This window comes from Lonepinella sp. MS14436 (assembly GCF_042470565.1).
Taxonomy (GTDB): Bacteria; Pseudomonadota; Gammaproteobacteria; order Enterobacterales; family Pasteurellaceae; genus Lonepinella.
In genome coordinates this window covers 680188-695707 of the sequence record NZ_CP170385.1, presented here as the reverse complement: position 1 = coordinate 695707, position 15520 = coordinate 680188, and the positions used below count along the sequence as shown (strand labels likewise).

Sequence of the window (15520 nt, the reverse complement as noted above, 5' to 3'; positions counted from 1 at the left end):
GATGAAACCCTTAGTGATTAAATTAGGGGGCGTATTATTAGATACGCCTGATGCTATGCAAAATTTGTTCACGGCTCTGGCTGATTATCTACAACAAGCTAACCGCCCTTTAGTTATCGTGCATGGTGGCGGTTGCGTAGTGGATGATTTAATGAAAAAACTAGGCTTACCGGTGCAAAAGAAAAATGGTTTGCGAGTAACCCCAAGCGATCAAATTGACATTATCGTGGGAGCGTTGGCTGGCATTGCCAATAAAAAACTGTTAGCACAAGCCATAAAATTTCAGTTAAATCCTGTCGGATTAAGTCTTGCTGACGGCAATTTGACCAGTGCGATGCAATTTGATCCTGAATTAGGTCATGTCGCCAATGTACAAGCACAAAACGCTACGCTGTTAGAGCAATTATTAACCAGCAAATTTTTACCGATTATTAGCTCTATTGCTGTTGATGCTCAAGGGCGTTTAATGAATGTCAACGCCGATCAAGCTGCCACCGCTATTGCGGCATTAATTAACGCAGATTTAGTCATGCTGTCTGATGTGGACGGCGTGTTAGACGGTAATCAGCAACGCATTTCACAATTAACCGCAGCACAAATTGAACAATTAATTATCGATAAAGTGATTACTGACGGCATGATTGTTAAAGTAAAAGCGGCACTCGATGCGGCACAATTATTACAACGTGGCGTAGATATTGCGAATTGGAAATATCCTGAAAAACTCACCGCACTTTTTGCAGGTGAGATTATCGGCACAAGAATTTATCCCTAAATAAAAATAAAAGGACAACAACATGGCATTATGGGGCGGTCGCTTTACCCAAGCGGCAGATAAACGTTTTAAAGATTTTAATGATTCACTACGTTTTGACTATCGTTTAGCTGAACAAGATATTGAGGGTTCAGTGGGTTGGTCAAAGGCATTAGTGAGTGTCGGTGTTCTCACCACAGATGAACAAGCTCAACTGGAACAAGCGTTAAATCAGTTGTTAATTGAAGTGCGGTCAAATCCGCTGGCAATTTTGCAAGATGATGCGGAAGATATTCATAGTTGGGTAGAAAGTAAGCTCATCGATAAAGTCGGCAATCTAGGTAAAAAACTACACACAGGACGTAGCCGTAACGATCAGGTCGCCCTTGACATAAAAATGTGGTGCAAACAGCAAGTCACGGAATTGCAATACAGCGTACGTGAACTACAAGCCAAATTAGTAGCAACCGCAGAAAATAATCAACACGCCGTGATGCCTGGTTATACCCATTTACAACGTGCCCAACCAATCAGCTTTGCTCACTGGTGTATGGCGTATGTAGAAATGTTAGAACGAGATTATAGCCGTTTAGCAGATGCCTATCGCCGTATGAATACTTGCCCACTCGGCAGTGGGGCATTAGCAGGTACAGCCTATCCTATCGACCGTGAACAATTAGCACAAGATCTTGGTTTTGACTTCGCCACTCGCAACAGCTTAGACAGCGTTTCCGACCGTGATCATATTATTGAATTGCTTTCCACTGCGTCATTAAGCATGGCACACCTTTCTCGTTTCGCTGAAGATATGATTATTTTCAACAGTGGCGAAGCAGATTTTGTGGAATTATCCGATCGAGTCACATCAGGATCGTCACTCATGCCACAAAAGAAAAACCCCGATGCGTGCGAATTGATTCGAGGTAAAACTGGGCGTGTGATCGGTTCATTAATGGGCATGTTGATGACTGTAAAAGGCTTACCGTTAGCCTATAATAAAGACATGCAGGAAGACAAAGAAGGTATCTTCGATGCCTTAGACACATGGCACGATTGCTTAACCATGGCATCATTTGTGTTAGAAGATATTAAAGTCAATATAGACCGCACTCGTGAAGCGGCTCTCAAAGGCTACTCTAACGCTACCGAACTCGCTGATTACTTAGTAGCAAAAGGCGTGCCGTTCCGTGATTCGCATCATATTGTGGGTGAAACCGTGGTTTATGCAATTCAAGTTCAAAAAGGCTTAGAAGATTTAACCGTGCAAGAATTTCGTCAATTTAGTGATGTCATTGGCGAAGATGTTTACCCTATTTTGTCATTGCAATCCTGTTTGGATAAACGTAATGCTAAAGGTGGCGTATCACCGTTGCGAGTGGCAGAAGCGATTGAAGAGGCGAAAGCGAGAATTAGTGCATAATCTACCTAGTACTAACGTACTAGGTTAAGCATAGTAACGCTACTCCGTAGCTTCAGAAATGTGCGGTGAAAATCTCTCACAATTTTCACCGCACTCTTGTTTGTGTATAAAGTTAAACACTCTCCAACGCCACTGTTAAATCCGCAATCAAATCATTCACATTTTCTAATCCAATGGATAAACGAATTTGATTTGGGGTAACACCACAGGCTAACAATTCGCTTTCGGTTAATTGACCGTGAGTGGTGGTGGCAGGGTGAACCACTAAGGATTTTGCATCGGCGACATTGGCTAAATTTGAGAAAATTTCTAATTTATCAATCACCTGACGAGCTTCTTTGGTTCCACCTTTGACGTGGAAAGTAAAAATCGACCCTGTACCTTTTGGTAAGTATTTTTGTGCTAAGGCATAATATGGACTGCTTGGTAAACTTGGATAATTGACTTTTTCCACTTTCGGGTGATGGCTCAAGAAATCCACAATTTTTTGTGTATTCTCAATGTGGCGTTCCACTCGTAATGACAGGGTTTCTAAACCCTGTAATAATAAAAACGCATTAAATGGCGAAAGGGCTGCCCCTGTATCACGCAATAACTGCACTCGTACCGCCACAATAAAAGCAGCTGCCCCAATATCTCGAGTATAGCTAATATTATGATAGCTCGGATCTTCATCTACAAATTGTGGGAATTTGCCTGATGCTACCCAATCAAATTTGCCCGAATCCACGATCACGCCACCAATGGTGGTACCATGTCCACCAATAAATTTAGTGGCAGAATGAATGGCAATATCCACGCCATGTGAGAACACATTAATCAAATAAGGGGTGGCAAACGTATTATCACACACCAACGGAATACGATGACGATGTGCAATATCCGCTACTTTTTCAAGGTCTGGAATATTAATTAACGGATTGCCTAGGGTTTCAATCAATACCAATTTGGTATTCTCTTGAATCGCATTTTCCACTTCTGTGAGATCTTCTACATTGACAAAGGTCGTTGTGATGCCATAACGTGGCAAGGTTTCTTTTAATAAATTAAAGGTTCCGCCATAAATGGTACTTGCTGCTACCACATGATCACCCGCATGGGCTAAAGCTAAAATCGCATAAGTAATCGCTGCCATGCCTGATGCCGTAGCCAACGCTCCAACGCCTTTCTCCAGTGCTGCAATACGGTTCTCAAACACTGCCACAGTGGGATTAGTAATGCGGGTATAGATATTGCCTAGCTTACGCAAAGCAAATAAATCTTCCGCTTCTTGTGCATCATCAAATACGTAAGATGTGGTCTGATAAATTGGTACAGCTCGAGATTTACTGCTACTATCGACCTCTTGTCCTGCGTGTAACTGTAGGGTTTCAAAATGTAATTCTGACATAATTTTTTCCTTTTTATGATTGTTTACAATGAAATTATAATACTTTTTATTTTAGTGCAATACGATATCCATATAATATTTTCAATAAAGGAAAAGCTATTTGTTCTAAAAATACATAAAAAAACCTGTTATAATCCCCCAAAAAAACAAACAGGAAAATAACAACATGCTAAAACTCGCCAGAATTATTATTGTCGTTCTATTCTGCCTAATTATCTGTATTTGTGGCACTATCTACTCACTCATTCGTTTCAAAAATCCAAATAACGTTAGCGTAGTAGCACGTTGGTTCGGACGCTTATATCCCCTATTCGGCTTAACCGTTGAACACCGTTATCCTGAAAATGCAGATCAATTCAATCCTTGTATCTATATTGCAAACCACCAAAATAATTACGATATGGTCACCATTTCTTATATGGTACAACCGCGTACGGTGAGTATCGGCAAAAAAAGTCTAATTTGGATCCCATTTTTTGGTTTGGTTTACTGGGCAACGGGTAATATTCTGTTAGATCGAGATAATAAGAATAAAGCTCACAACACCATGGGACAAGTGGCTCAACGCATCAATCAAGATAATCTTTCAGTATGGATGTTTCCAGAAGGTACTCGTAGTCGTGGGCGGGGCTTGTTACCATTCAAAACTGGTGCATTTCACGCTGCCGTTGCAGCAGGCGTACCTATTGTGCCAATAGTTTGCTCCACCACCCAGAATAAAATTGATTTAAACCGTTGGAACAATGGCAAGGTAATTTGTGAAATCTTGCAACCGATTGATAGCCGTCAATTTAGTAAAGAAAATGTGCGTGAATTTGCCAATTATTGTCATCAAATTATGCAAAAACGCATTGCTGAACTTGATGCAGAAATTGCTCAAGCATAGTTAATTATAAGGTTTATCAAATGGATAATTCTCGTCGTCAATTTCTTAAAAAAACCGCTATTGCCACAGCATTGTCAGCTGTGCCAAATGCTTTATTGGCGGCAACCAATCAACCTTTACAAATTCCACCACTTATGGACAGTCGGCGTGGTAAACCTATTTTTTTATCTTTAGAAAGCACCCAAGTAAAATTACTCAATAATAATTTAGTGGAAGTGTGGGGCTTTAATGGTCAATATCTCGGTCCTACCATCAAAATACGCCAAGGGAATTTTGTTAAGCTAAATTATCGTAATAATTTGCCACAATCAGTCGCTTTAAATATTCAAGGTTTACAAGTCAATAGCGACTTACTTGGTGGAATAGGACATAGTCTGAAAGCTGGTCAGAGTTGGGCACCGATTGTCCCCATTACGCAAAATGCAGGACTTTGTTATTATCAATCTTGTTCCCTTGCCAGTTCTGCTTATCAAAACTATCGTGGTTTAGTGGGTATGTGTATTGTGGAAGATGATGAAAGCCGTAAATCACAGTTACCTAACAAATATGGTATCAATGATATTCCGCTGATTTTACAGGATTTAAGCCTCAATAATGCTGGTTCACAATTATTCCAACAAAATGAACCGCACTTTGTGGGTGAACGTCTATTTGTTAATGGTCAACAATCACCTTATTTGAACGTGGCTCGTGGTTGGGTGCGGTTACGTTTACTTAACGCTTCGCTTTCTCGTGCTTATGAATTACGTTTTGATGATGAACGTGATTTTCTGATTATCGCTCAAGATCAGAGCTTTTTGCCTGAACCCAAAACGGTAAAATCTGTCATGCTCGGTTCAGGGGAACGCCTTGAAATACTGGTGGATTTAAACGAGGGCGGCAATGTCAGTTTAATTACGGGTAAACCACGTGGATTATTCGATAAAATCGGATTATTCTTTAATAGCGATGGCGAATTAGTGGATAACCATATTTTGGAATTACGTCCCGAGGGTTTACTTGCTGCTTTTACCAATAAACCTAGCTATCAATTTAGTAACATAGCAACGTTACCCACAGAAATTACTCAACAACGCCAATTTCACTTAGACAATATCAACGCCATGATCAACCAAAAACGTTTTGATCCTCGTCGTATTGATGTGAGTGCTAAACATGGTTCCGTAGAACGCTGGCAAATCAGCGTTTCATCTCCTGTCAGTTTCCGTATTCAGGGGGCAAAATTCGTGCTGGAAAGCCAAAATGAGAAGAAAATTCCTAGCAATGAATTAGTTTGGAAAGATACCTTGTGGATTGAAAATAACGCTAGTATTTTAGTGAAATTTGATAATCTTTCATCCAATAGCCACCCGTTTATTTTTGGTTCGGGAGACTTGATTCAGGCGGATAAAGGGGCGATTGGGTTATTAGTGGTGCAGTAAGAATATAACAATAAAAAGGAAAAAACTATGGCTTGGGTACAACTTCGCTTAAACAGTACCAGTGAGAAAGCAGAAAAAATCAGTGATTTTTTAGCAGAAATCGGGGCTGTGTCAGTGACCTTTATGGATAGTCAAGATACGCCGATTTTTGAACCATTACCAGGGGAAACTCGCCTGTGGGGCAATACAGATGTGATGGCATTGTTTGATGCAGAAACAGAAATGGCATTAATTTTAACCGCACTTCGCAACAGCAACCTGTTAGAACCTGATTTTGCTTATAAAATTGAGCAAATTGAAGATAAAGATTGGGAACGAGAATGGATGGATAATTTCCACCCAATGCAATTTGGCAAACGCTTATGGATTTGTCCAAGCTGGCGTGAGGTGCCTAATGAAAATGCAGTGAATGTGATGCTTGATCCTGGTTTAGCCTTTGGCACTGGCACCCACCCTACCACGGCTCTTTGTTTAGAATGGTTAGATAGCCTTGATTTACAAGATAAAACCGTAATTGATTTTGGTTGTGGTTCAGGCATTTTAGCTATTGCAGCATTAAAATTAGGGGCAAAAAATGCCATTGGAATTGATATTGATCCGCAAGCCATTTTAGCTAGTCGCAATAATGCGGAACAAAATGGTGTCGCCGATCGTTTGCAATTATTCTTATCTGATGACAAACCAACGGATTTGAAAGCCGATGTGGTGGTTGCCAATATTTTAGCCGGTCCATTAAAAGAACTTTATCCTGTGATTAGTCAATTAGTGAAATCACAAGGGAATTTAGGTTTGTCAGGTATTTTAGCCAGCCAAGCACAATCTGTTTGCCAATCTTATCAACAAAAATTTATCCTTGAACCTGTGGTTGAACGGGAAGAATGGTGCAGAATTACGGGTAAATTAGCTTAATTTAGAAATGTCAACCAGAAAAACCACACTTTTTCTGTTACTTGTTTAAAAATTATGCTTTTCAAATGACAATTTTTTGCGTATCATAGCCAACCTTGTCGGTTATTAATGCCGAATATTTAACCAATATTCGGCTTAATTTTTTCTGAGTTAACTAAGTGTTGGAGAATTTAAAGTGCGAATTGGTCAATATCAATTAAAAAATCGCATTTTGTTAGCTCCAATGGCAGGCATTACGGATCAGCCATTTCGTAAACTTTGTTCGCACTATGGTGCTGGGCTGACGTTTTCAGAAATGATGTCCACTAATCCGCAAGTATGGCATACAGAAAAATCGAAATTGCGTCTGGCTCATCACCAAGATGCTGGCATAAACGCTGTGCAAATTGCGGGTTCTGATCCGCAAGAAATGGCACAAGCCGCTCAAATCAATGTGGAATATGGTGCCCAAATAATTGATATTAACATGGGTTGCCCCGCTAAAAAGGTGAATAAAAAGTTAGCAGGTTCTGCTTTACTACAGTTTCCTGATTTAGTCACAAAGATTCTTGAGTCGGTAGTGAATGCAGTAAACGTGCCTGTCACGTTGAAAATTCGCACAGGTTGGGATCGACAACATATAAATTGTGTAGAAATCGCTCAAATTGCTGAACAATGTGGTATTCAAGCATTAACCATTCATGGGCGTACTCGTGAATGCTTATTTGAAGGAGAAGCGGAATATCATCATATTAAAGCAGTTAAGCAAGCAATTTCTATTCCTGTGATCGCCAATGGCGATATTATCTCGGTAGAGAAAGCAAAGTTTGTACTTGATTATACAGGTGCAGATGGAATTATGATTGGGCGTGGAGCTTTAGGTAATCCTTGGATATTTCAATCTTTAGGAGAACTAGCTGAAATCAATTCAACCAATATAATCGCCCCCAGTTTAACAGAAAAGTGCGGTGTAATTTTACGTCATATTGAAGAATTACATCAGTTCTATGGCTCTGAAAAAGGCTATCGAATTGCTCGCAAGCATGTTGGCTGGTATTTACAAGGAATTCAACCAGATTCCGATTTTAAACGGACTTTTAACGCAATTAGCAATGCCACTGAGCAACTGATCGCTTTAGAAGATTTTTTTAATTTTATAAGTAATAATGGAAATTCAAATGTTTGAACAAACAACACCATCTACAAAATTTATCGTGCCAGAATTAAATGCACAATCACAAGCTGTTAACAAGCCATTACGTGACTCAGTTAAACGAGCCATTAAAAATTATTTAGTTAACTTAGATGGTCAAGATGTTAACGATCTTTATGAGCTTGTATTGGCAGAAGTGGAACATCCACTATTAGACATCATTATGCAACATACTCGTGGCAATCAAACTCGTGCGGCTATTATGTTAGGCATCAATCGTGGTACCTTACGCAAAAAATTAAAACAATATGGTATGGGCTAGAAAACGATAGTCGCAAATCTGAAAATAGGGCAAATTGCCCTATTTTTCATCTATGATTTTTTATAAAAAAAGTTTATTTCCCCTCTTGAAAGCCTAAATTACTTCCCCATATTATTTGTACTTATTTATAAATCTAATTTAGGAGAAATTCAAATGGCAATTCGTCCTTTACACGATCGTGTAATTATCAAACGTGAAGAAGTAGAAACCAAATCCGCTGGCGGTATCGTTTTAACTGGTAGTGCAGCAACAAAATCCACTCGAGCTAAAGTTATTGCAGTAGGCAAAGGTCGTATCTTAGAAAATGGTACAGTACAACCTTTAGATGTGAAAGTCGGTGATACCGTAATTTTTAACGAAGGATATGGCGTTAAAGCAGAGAAAATTGACGGTGAAGAAGTGTTAATCGTTTCTGAAAATGATATTTTAGCAATCGTAGAATAATAGAAGGAATATTAAAAATGGCAGCAAAAGAAGTAAAATTTGGCAATGATGCTCGTGTAAAAATGTTAACGGGTGTGAACGTATTAGCAGATGCAGTAAAAGTTACTTTAGGTCCAAAAGGTCGTAACGTTATTTTAGACAAAGCCTTTGGTGCACCTGCAATTACCAAAGACGGTGTGTCTGTTGCACGTGAAATTGAATTAGCCGATAAATTCGAAAATATGGGTGCACAAATGGTCAAAGAGGTTGCCTCTAAAGCCAATGATGCCGCAGGTGACGGTACAACGACCGCAACTGTTTTAGCTCAAGCTATCGTTAATGAGGGCTTAAAAGCAGTCGCCGCGGGTATGAACCCAATGGATTTAAAACGCGGTATCGACAAAGCCGTGACCGCTGTTGTGGCTGAATTGAAAGCATTATCTAAACCATGTGAAACCTCTAAAGAAATTGAGCAAGTTGGAACGATTTCTGCCAATAGTGATAGCGTGGTAGGTCAATTAATTGCTCAAGCTATGGAAAAAGTTGGCAAAGAGGGCGTGATTACCGTTGAAGACGGCACAGGTTTGGAAGATGAATTAGCCGTGGTTGAGGGGATGCAATTTGACCGTGGTTATTTATCACCTTATTTTATTAACAAACCTGAAACCGCAACAGTTGAATTAGACAATCCATATATTTTATTAGTGGATAAAAAAATCTCTAATATTCGTGAATTATTGCCTGTATTAGAAGGTGTGGCAAAAGCAGGTAAACCATTGTTAATCATTGCGGAAGATGTGGAGGGTGAAGCCTTAGCTACTTTAGTCGTCAATACTATGCGTGGTATCGTAAAAGTCGCTGCGGTAAAAGCACCAGGCTTTGGTGATCGCCGTAAAGCGATGTTGCAAGATATTGCGATTCTCACTGCGGGTACTGTAATTTCTGAAGAAATCGGTATGGAATTAGAAAAAGCCACCTTGGAAGATTTAGGTCAAGCCAAACGTGTGGTGATTAATAAAGATAACACCACGATTATTGACGGTGTTGGTGATGAAGCTCAAATCAAAGGTCGTGTTGGTCAAATTCGTCAACAAATTGAAGAAAGCACATCTGACTACGACAAAGAAAAATTACAAGAACGTGTAGCGAAACTCGCTGGCGGTGTGGCAGTCATCAAAGTTGGAGCCGCCACCGAAGTTGAAATGAAAGAGAAGAAAGACCGTGTGGAAGATGCGTTACACGCTACTCGTGCAGCCGTGGAAGAAGGTATTGTTGCTGGTGGTGGTGTGGCATTAGTGCGTGCGGCGACCAAAGTAGCTGCTACGTTACAAGGTGATAACGAAGAACAAAATGTCGGAATTAAACTTGCGTTACGTGCATTAGAAGCACCACTTCGCCAAATCGTGGAAAACGCTGGTGAAGAGGGTTCTGTGGTAGCAAATACAGTGAAAGCTGGTGCTGGCAACTTCGGTTACAACGCAAGTACCGAGCAATATGGTGATATGATCGAAATGGGTATTTTAGATCCAACTAAAGTCGCTCGTTCTGCATTACAATTCGCTGCTTCGGTGGCTGGTTTAATGATCACCACAGAATGTATGGTTACTGAATTACCAAAAGACGACAAAGCCGATCTCGGTGCTGGTATGGGCGGCATGGGTGGTATGGGCGGCATGATGTAATCATTCGCTAATTCTCGAATAATTGATGCAAAAGTGCGGTGAATTTCATCGCACTTTTTTGTTACAAGTTTATTTATATCCGCTCACCTATCCATTATAATATGCAGCAAATAATTATACGTATGGTGAAATATGGAATTAGCTATCTATCTCCAGTTTTTTATGGGACTTATCGCTCTAGTCAACCCAATCGGCGTAACCCCTATTTTCTATTCAATGACGGGAGAACAAACTCAAGAACAACAAAATCGTACCGCAGCAGTCACGTGTTTTTCTATTGTAGTCATTTTGTTGGTCAGTTTCTTTTTTGGTAACTTTATTTTAGACACTTTCAAAATCTCTATTGATTCTTTCCGTATTGCGGGCGGTGGTCTGGTGGCAATGATTGCATTAACCATGATTAACGGTAAAATCGGTGAACATAAAATCAATAAAGAAGAAAAAAACGAGAACTTTGAGGACTATAATAATATTGCCGTTGTTCCTCTCGCGATGCCAATTATGGCAGGACCAGGGTCGATTAGTGCAACGATTGTATTTGGTTCAACCCAGCATAACCTAACTGGTTATCTGTATTCTTCACTCACCATTATTTTATTTGGTATAGGTTGTTACATTCTATTCCGTTATTCTAAACCCGTCATTAAAAAATTAGGCAAAACAGGATCAAACGTTATTACACGTATTATGGGGCTATTGTTAATGTCCCTTGGGGTAGAAATTATTACCACTGGATTACGCAATATGGGCGTATTTTAATTCAAATGAAGAATGACAAAGGGATAAGCAAATGCTTATCCCTTTTATCTACATAATCAATAAAAATGTTTTCTTAACCATAAAAAGATGATGATATACTACGCCCCCCAAGATTTAATTTAATAAAAGGAATTATATGGAAGTTTCTAAAATGAGAACGGTAAAAAGTATTTTCTTTTTATCTGGATTTGCGGCATTAATTTATCAGATTGCTTGGCAAAGAATGTTGTTTACCGCATTCGGTGTCGATTTGGAATCTATTACAATTATTATCGCCGTATTTATGGCTGGGCTTGGCATTGGTGCTTACTACGGTGGGCGTATTGCAGATAGATTTCCCAAACATATTATTTTATTCTTTGCTTTAACTGAATTAGGTATCGGTTCATTCGGTATATTAAGCCCGACACTGATAGAAATGACCAAAACGTTATTTTTACATTCTGATCTTGTAGTGATTGCATTTTCTAACTTCATCTTACTACTGTTTCCTACCTTTCTGATGGGTAGTACTTTGCCATTGCTTACGCAATATTTAAATCAATATCTTGATAATGTCGGCGATAATATCGGTTGGCTGTATTTTACCAATACATTAGGTGCAGCTTCCGCTTGTTTAGCCACGGGGTTTGTGTTGTTTAATCATTTTACCTTGACACAAGTTATTTATATGGCTGCTGCGATTAACTATTTTGTCGCCATCGTCATTTTTCTCAGATACAACCTAAGAGGTTTGAAACATGCTTAATCAATCTAATCAAATAGCTAAAAAAGCAATCTTATTATCTTTTTTAAGTGGATTTCTCAGTCTAGGGCTTGAAGTCATCTGGATTCGATTATTTGGCTTTTTTACTGGCGGTCTTCCGCAAGCATTCTCTATTACTTTGGCACTGTTTCTATTAGGTATTGCAATAGGATCTCTCATTGGTAAGCAGGTTTGTCAGGAAGGAAGGAAGGAAGGAAGGAAGGAAGGAAGGAAGGAAGGAAGGAAGGAAGGAAGGAAGGAAGGAAAAGGAACGATCGAATATATCGGGAAGATCTTTTTACTCTCGGCTGTTCTTGATTGCCTAGCTATTTCTCTATTCGTTTTCTTATCCAATAAATTTGCTTTTGGGCTTTTTATCTCGAGCATCTTCTTCTGTGCTTTATTGCGTGGCATCGTTTTCCCGATTGTTCATCATTTAGGTTCTGAAAATAAAAAAACGGGGGCATCAATCTCCAATGTTTATTTCGCCAATGTATTGGGCTGTACGATTTCACCAATTTTTATTGGGTTTTATCTATTAGATATTTTCACTACGCAGCAAACTTATCTGATTATTATCGCCATTACCTTGATTACAGCATTTTTCTGTCTGCAAAAAGCCGTTGTCAAAGTAGCAGATTTCGCTTTGCTAGTTATTGTTGTTGCAACAGCATTTGTTGTACCAGAGAAAATGATTACTGCGTTGGCTCAAAAAGAAAATGCCACATTGGAACGGATTATTGAGAATAAACACGGTTTTATTCAAGTTTATACCAATGAAAATAACGATAAATTAGTCTTGGGCGGTAATGCCTACGATGGTATGCTCAACGTGGATTTAAATCATAGTCATAACGGCATTGAACGGGCTTATTTAATTCCTGTTATCGCACCAAAAGCTAAAAATATTTTGGTTATCGGGTTGAGTACAGGGTCATGGGTTCGAGTATTGACCACGATGCCTGAAATTGAATCGATCACTGTGGTGGAATTAAACCCTGGTTATCCAAAATTGGTAACTATGTATTCAGAAATGCAGCATCTATTAGCAGATAAACGAGTACATCTTATCACCGATGACGGACGACGTTGGCTGAATAAAAACCCGAATAGCAAATTTGATTTCATTTTAATGAATACCACCTTTCACTGGCGTAGTTATTCGTCTAATCTGTTAAGCCAACAATTTCAGACATTAGCAAAAGAACATTTAGCAGAAGACGGATTTATTTATTTTAATACCACGTCTTCTTATGATGCGTTTTATACTTCTAAATCGGTTTTCCCTTATGTTTACCAATACTTAAATATGTCCTTGGCATCACTGAAACCGATACCTGAAATGACTCAACAAAGTATTACCTCGACTTTCGCTAAATTAAAATGGGACGGTGGAGAACCCGTATTTAATGCTCAGAATCTAACGCAAGGGGTAGAACGTATTTATAAAAATCCGTTGATTCCTTACGATAAGATTGATTTTTCATCTCTAGGGCGTAACCCAGAAATAATTCGTGACGAAAATATGATTACGGAATATAAATATGGTCTGTTTTCAGATGAAAGTAGAAAAAGATTTTAAAATCCTGTAAATTTTGACCGCACTTTAGGCAGAAAGGTTTTTCCTCTACTATGCCAATTAAAAGGGCTGACTACGATGCAATATCGTTGTCAGCCCTTGATTTTGTCAAATTATCTCAATGAATTAGCGTTGACGTTTTTTAAAATCGCCTTTTTCCTTGAACTCTTTACGACCACTTTCCTTAAAAGTGCGGTCATTTTTTGCTGAGAATTTACGCTCACCACGAGATCCTCGGTCGTTGCTACGATCATTACTACGGCGTTTGCTATTGCCTGTACGGCGATCATCACGTCCAGCACGTTCCCCGCCTTGAGCTTCACTCACAAAAGTCATACGAATTTGTTTGTTTAACACACGGGTTTTGTTGAACACTTGAAGTAACTCTTTCGGCATACCTTTTGGTAATTCCACAGTTGAATAATCATCATATAATTTAATGTGACCGATATTACGGCTATCAATATCTCCCTCGTTAGCAATGGCACCCACGATATGACGCACATCAACACCGTCTGCACGACCCACTTCAATACGATAGAGATCCATTGGCACTGGATTACCATAACCACGGCGTTCACCACGATCATTTCTATCACGGCGGTCATGGCGATCACCACGGCGATCATCACGATCACGGCTTGAACGTTTTTCCATTGGTGCATCTGGTGGCAGAATCAATTTTTGTTTGCCTTGTAATAACATTAACATGGCTGCCGCAATATCTTCTAAATCTTGATCCGCTGTGAATAGATCTTCAATTAAGCTACGATATTTTTCTAAATCATGATGTTCTAATTGTTTGGTAATATTACGCACGAATTTTTCACGGCGACAAGCCTGTAATTGTTCGTGATTTGGTACCGCCACTTCGTCAATCGGTTTCTTCATTAAGCGTTCAATATTACCCAATAAACGGCGTTCTTTTGGTTCAACAAACAGCAATGCACTGCCTGAACGACCTGCACGCCCCGTACGACCGATACGATGAACATAGCTTTCCGCATCTAATGGAATATCATAGTTGACCACTAAACTAATACGTTCCACATCTAAACCACGGGCAGCAACATCGGTGGCGACTAAAATATCAAGACTACCGTTGCGTAAGCGATCTAAGGTTTGTTCACGAGCTTGCTGGGTCATATCGCCGTTTAAGGCGGCTGCACTAAAACCATGTTTTTCTAATAATTCAGTGATGTCCATGGTACCTGTTTTGGTACGGGTAAAAATAATCGCTGCATCAAAATCTTCTACTTCTAAGAAACGTAATAAGGCATCATTTTTACGGAATCCACGTACATACCAACAGCTTTGTGCAATATCTGGATTAGTACGTTGGGTGGATTGAATTTTCACTTCTTGCGGATCGGTCATAAAACGTTTGGTAATACGACGAATCGGTTCTGGCATGGTAGCAGAAAAGAGAGCGGTTTGATGTTTTGCTGGTAATTCTGCCATCACGGTTTCAACATCTTCAATAAAGCCCATACGCAACATTTCGTCTGCTTCATCTAACACGATAAATTTCAGTTCAGATAAATCTAACGTACCACGTTTAATATGGTCCAAAATACGCCCCGGTGTTCCTACCACGACTTGCGCTCCTTGACGCAAAGCACGTAATTGAATGTCGTAACGTTGTCCGCCATAAAGGGTTGCACTACGCATGCCTTTGGCATTTTTAGCAAATTGCTCACAAGCATCTGCCACTTGAATGGCTAATTCACGGGTTGGTGCCATCACTAACATTTGTGGGTGTTTTTGTTCCACGTCAATTTGTGCCAATAATGGCAAAGAAAACGCCGCAGTTTTTCCGCTCCCTGTTTGTGCCATACCCAACACATCACGTCCATTTAACAGATGTGGAATACAAGCCTGTTGAATAGGTGATGGCGTTGTAAAGCCCATTTCAGTTACAGCAGAAAGGATAAATTCTGGCAAGCCTAAGTCGCCAAATGTAATATTTGTTTCAGTCATTAAAATACTCGAATTGTTTTGTTAGGGGTCTTTGACCCTAGGAAAGCTCAATTTTGGCTTTCGTTTGTATAATTTAATTGCACTAAGAAAAACTTTACTAAAAAGCACCGCACTTTGA

The 15520-nt window shown here is 39.5% G+C and carries 14 protein-coding genes; 12 read left to right on the top strand and 2 right to left on the bottom strand.

From position 1 onward, the window contains the following. Position 1 precedes the first annotated feature (1 nt). Both argB and argH read left to right on the top strand, forming a co-directional pair. Entirely contained in the window at positions 2-775 is a 774-nt protein-coding gene (gene argB / locus O1Q81_RS03330) for an acetylglutamate kinase (RefSeq protein ID WP_386698221.1), read from the top strand. Positions 776-797: 22 nt separating this feature from the next. Beyond that, positions 798-2174 carry an argininosuccinate lyase gene (argH, locus tag O1Q81_RS03325; RefSeq protein ID WP_386698219.1) on the top strand — a complete coding sequence of 459 codons (1377 nt, stop codon included), beginning with the start codon at positions 798-800 and terminating at the stop codon, positions 2172-2174. A gap of 112 nt (positions 2175-2286) precedes the next feature. On the opposite strand, the gene O1Q81_RS03320 is transcribed toward argH, so the two are convergent. Beyond that, complete coding sequence (locus O1Q81_RS03320; protein ID WP_386692472.1) at positions 2287-3564, bottom strand: O-acetylhomoserine aminocarboxypropyltransferase/cysteine synthase family protein; 1278 nt, start codon at positions 3562-3564, stop codon at positions 2287-2289. 166 nt (positions 3565-3730) lie between these two features. Here O1Q81_RS03320 and O1Q81_RS03315 point away from each other — a divergent pair, with 166 nt between their 5' ends. The 10 genes from O1Q81_RS03315 to O1Q81_RS03270 all read left to right on the top strand — a co-directional run bounded on the left by O1Q81_RS03315 (position 3731) and on the right by O1Q81_RS03270 (position 13425). Next, positions 3731-4450 carry a 1-acylglycerol-3-phosphate O-acyltransferase gene (locus O1Q81_RS03315; protein ID WP_386689382.1) on the top strand — a complete coding sequence of 240 codons (720 nt, stop codon included), beginning with the start codon at positions 3731-3733 and terminating at the stop codon, positions 4448-4450. 20 nt (positions 4451-4470) lie between these two features. Then, positions 4471-5871, top strand: coding sequence for a multicopper oxidase domain-containing protein (locus O1Q81_RS03310; RefSeq protein ID WP_386698217.1), 1401 nt, complete (start codon positions 4471-4473; stop codon positions 5869-5871). A gap of 27 nt (positions 5872-5898) precedes the next feature. Then, a complete protein-coding gene (gene prmA / locus O1Q81_RS03305) occupies positions 5899-6780 on the top strand; it encodes a 50S ribosomal protein L11 methyltransferase (RefSeq protein WP_386698215.1) in 882 nt (293 codons plus the stop codon). A 175-nt stretch (positions 6781-6955) separates the two neighbouring features. Continuing rightward, positions 6956-7945, top strand: coding sequence for a tRNA dihydrouridine synthase DusB (gene dusB, locus O1Q81_RS03300; protein WP_386698213.1), 990 nt, complete (start codon positions 6956-6958; stop codon positions 7943-7945). After that, the gene (fis, locus tag O1Q81_RS03295) at positions 7938-8234 is read left to right on the top strand and encodes a DNA-binding transcriptional regulator Fis (RefSeq protein ID WP_386689374.1); all 297 of its coding nucleotides are present in this window, start codon (positions 7938-7940) and stop codon (positions 8232-8234) included. Before dusB ends, fis begins: the two co-directional genes overlap by 8 nt. A gap of 153 nt (positions 8235-8387) precedes the next feature. Then, positions 8388-8678 carry a co-chaperone GroES gene (locus O1Q81_RS03290; protein ID WP_132302131.1) on the top strand — a complete coding sequence of 97 codons (291 nt, stop codon included), beginning with the start codon at positions 8388-8390 and terminating at the stop codon, positions 8676-8678. 17 nt (positions 8679-8695) lie between these two features. Continuing rightward, positions 8696-10339 (top strand): chaperonin GroEL, encoded by a 1644-nt coding sequence (gene groL, locus O1Q81_RS03285; RefSeq protein WP_386698211.1) that lies wholly within the window; start codon positions 8696-8698, stop codon positions 10337-10339. Between the two features lie 132 nt (positions 10340-10471). Continuing rightward, positions 10472-11098, top strand: a complete 627-nt coding sequence (locus tag O1Q81_RS03280; protein WP_386689369.1) for a YchE family NAAT transporter — start codon at positions 10472-10474, stop codon at positions 11096-11098. 136 nt (positions 11099-11234) lie between these two features. Continuing rightward, positions 11235-11846, top strand: a complete 612-nt coding sequence (locus O1Q81_RS03275; protein WP_386689367.1) for a fused MFS/spermidine synthase — start codon at positions 11235-11237, stop codon at positions 11844-11846. Further along, a complete protein-coding gene (locus O1Q81_RS03270) occupies positions 11839-13425 on the top strand; it encodes a fused MFS/spermidine synthase (protein ID WP_386698209.1) in 1587 nt (528 codons plus the stop codon). The genes O1Q81_RS03275 and O1Q81_RS03270 overlap by 8 nt, the downstream gene beginning before the upstream one ends. A 123-nt stretch (positions 13426-13548) precedes the next feature. On the opposite strand, the gene O1Q81_RS03265 is transcribed toward O1Q81_RS03270, so the two are convergent. Then, the gene (locus O1Q81_RS03265; RefSeq protein ID WP_386695705.1) at positions 13549-15402 is read right to left on the bottom strand and encodes a DEAD/DEAH box helicase; all 1854 of its coding nucleotides are present in this window, start codon (positions 15400-15402) and stop codon (positions 13549-13551) included. Between the last annotated feature and the right edge of the window lie 118 nt (positions 15403-15520).

Excerpts from the sequence above, each read along its gene's own strand:
- prmA (WP_386698215.1), top strand. The coding sequence starts at position 5,899 with ATGGCTTGGGTACAACTTCGCTTAAACAGTACCAGTGAGAAAGCAGAA.
- argB (WP_386698221.1), top strand. The coding sequence starts at position 2 with ATGAAACCCTTAGTGATTAAATTAGGGGGCGTATTATTAGATACGCCT.
- fis (WP_386689374.1), top strand. The coding sequence starts at position 7,938 with ATGTTTGAACAAACAACACCATCTACAAAATTTATCGTGCCAGAATTA.
- O1Q81_RS03315 (WP_386689382.1), top strand. The coding sequence starts at position 3,731 with ATGCTAAAACTCGCCAGAATTATTATTGTCGTTCTATTCTGCCTAATT.
- O1Q81_RS03290 (WP_132302131.1), top strand. The coding sequence starts at position 8,388 with ATGGCAATTCGTCCTTTACACGATCGTGTAATTATCAAACGTGAAGAA.
- O1Q81_RS03270 (WP_386698209.1), top strand. The coding sequence starts at position 11,839 with ATGCTTAATCAATCTAATCAAATAGCTAAAAAAGCAATCTTATTATCT.
- O1Q81_RS03320 (WP_386692472.1), bottom strand. The coding sequence starts at position 3,564 with ATGTCAGAATTACATTTTGAAACCCTACAGTTACACGCAGGACAAGAG.
- argH (WP_386698219.1), top strand. The coding sequence starts at position 798 with ATGGCATTATGGGGCGGTCGCTTTACCCAAGCGGCAGATAAACGTTTT.
- O1Q81_RS03265 (WP_386695705.1), bottom strand. The coding sequence starts at position 15,402 with ATGACTGAAACAAATATTACATTTGGCGACTTAGGCTTGCCAGAATTT.
- O1Q81_RS03310 (WP_386698217.1), top strand. The coding sequence starts at position 4,471 with ATGGATAATTCTCGTCGTCAATTTCTTAAAAAAACCGCTATTGCCACA.
- O1Q81_RS03280 (WP_386689369.1), top strand. The coding sequence starts at position 10,472 with ATGGAATTAGCTATCTATCTCCAGTTTTTTATGGGACTTATCGCTCTA.
- O1Q81_RS03275 (WP_386689367.1), top strand. The coding sequence starts at position 11,235 with ATGGAAGTTTCTAAAATGAGAACGGTAAAAAGTATTTTCTTTTTATCT.
- groL (WP_386698211.1), top strand. The coding sequence starts at position 8,696 with ATGGCAGCAAAAGAAGTAAAATTTGGCAATGATGCTCGTGTAAAAATG.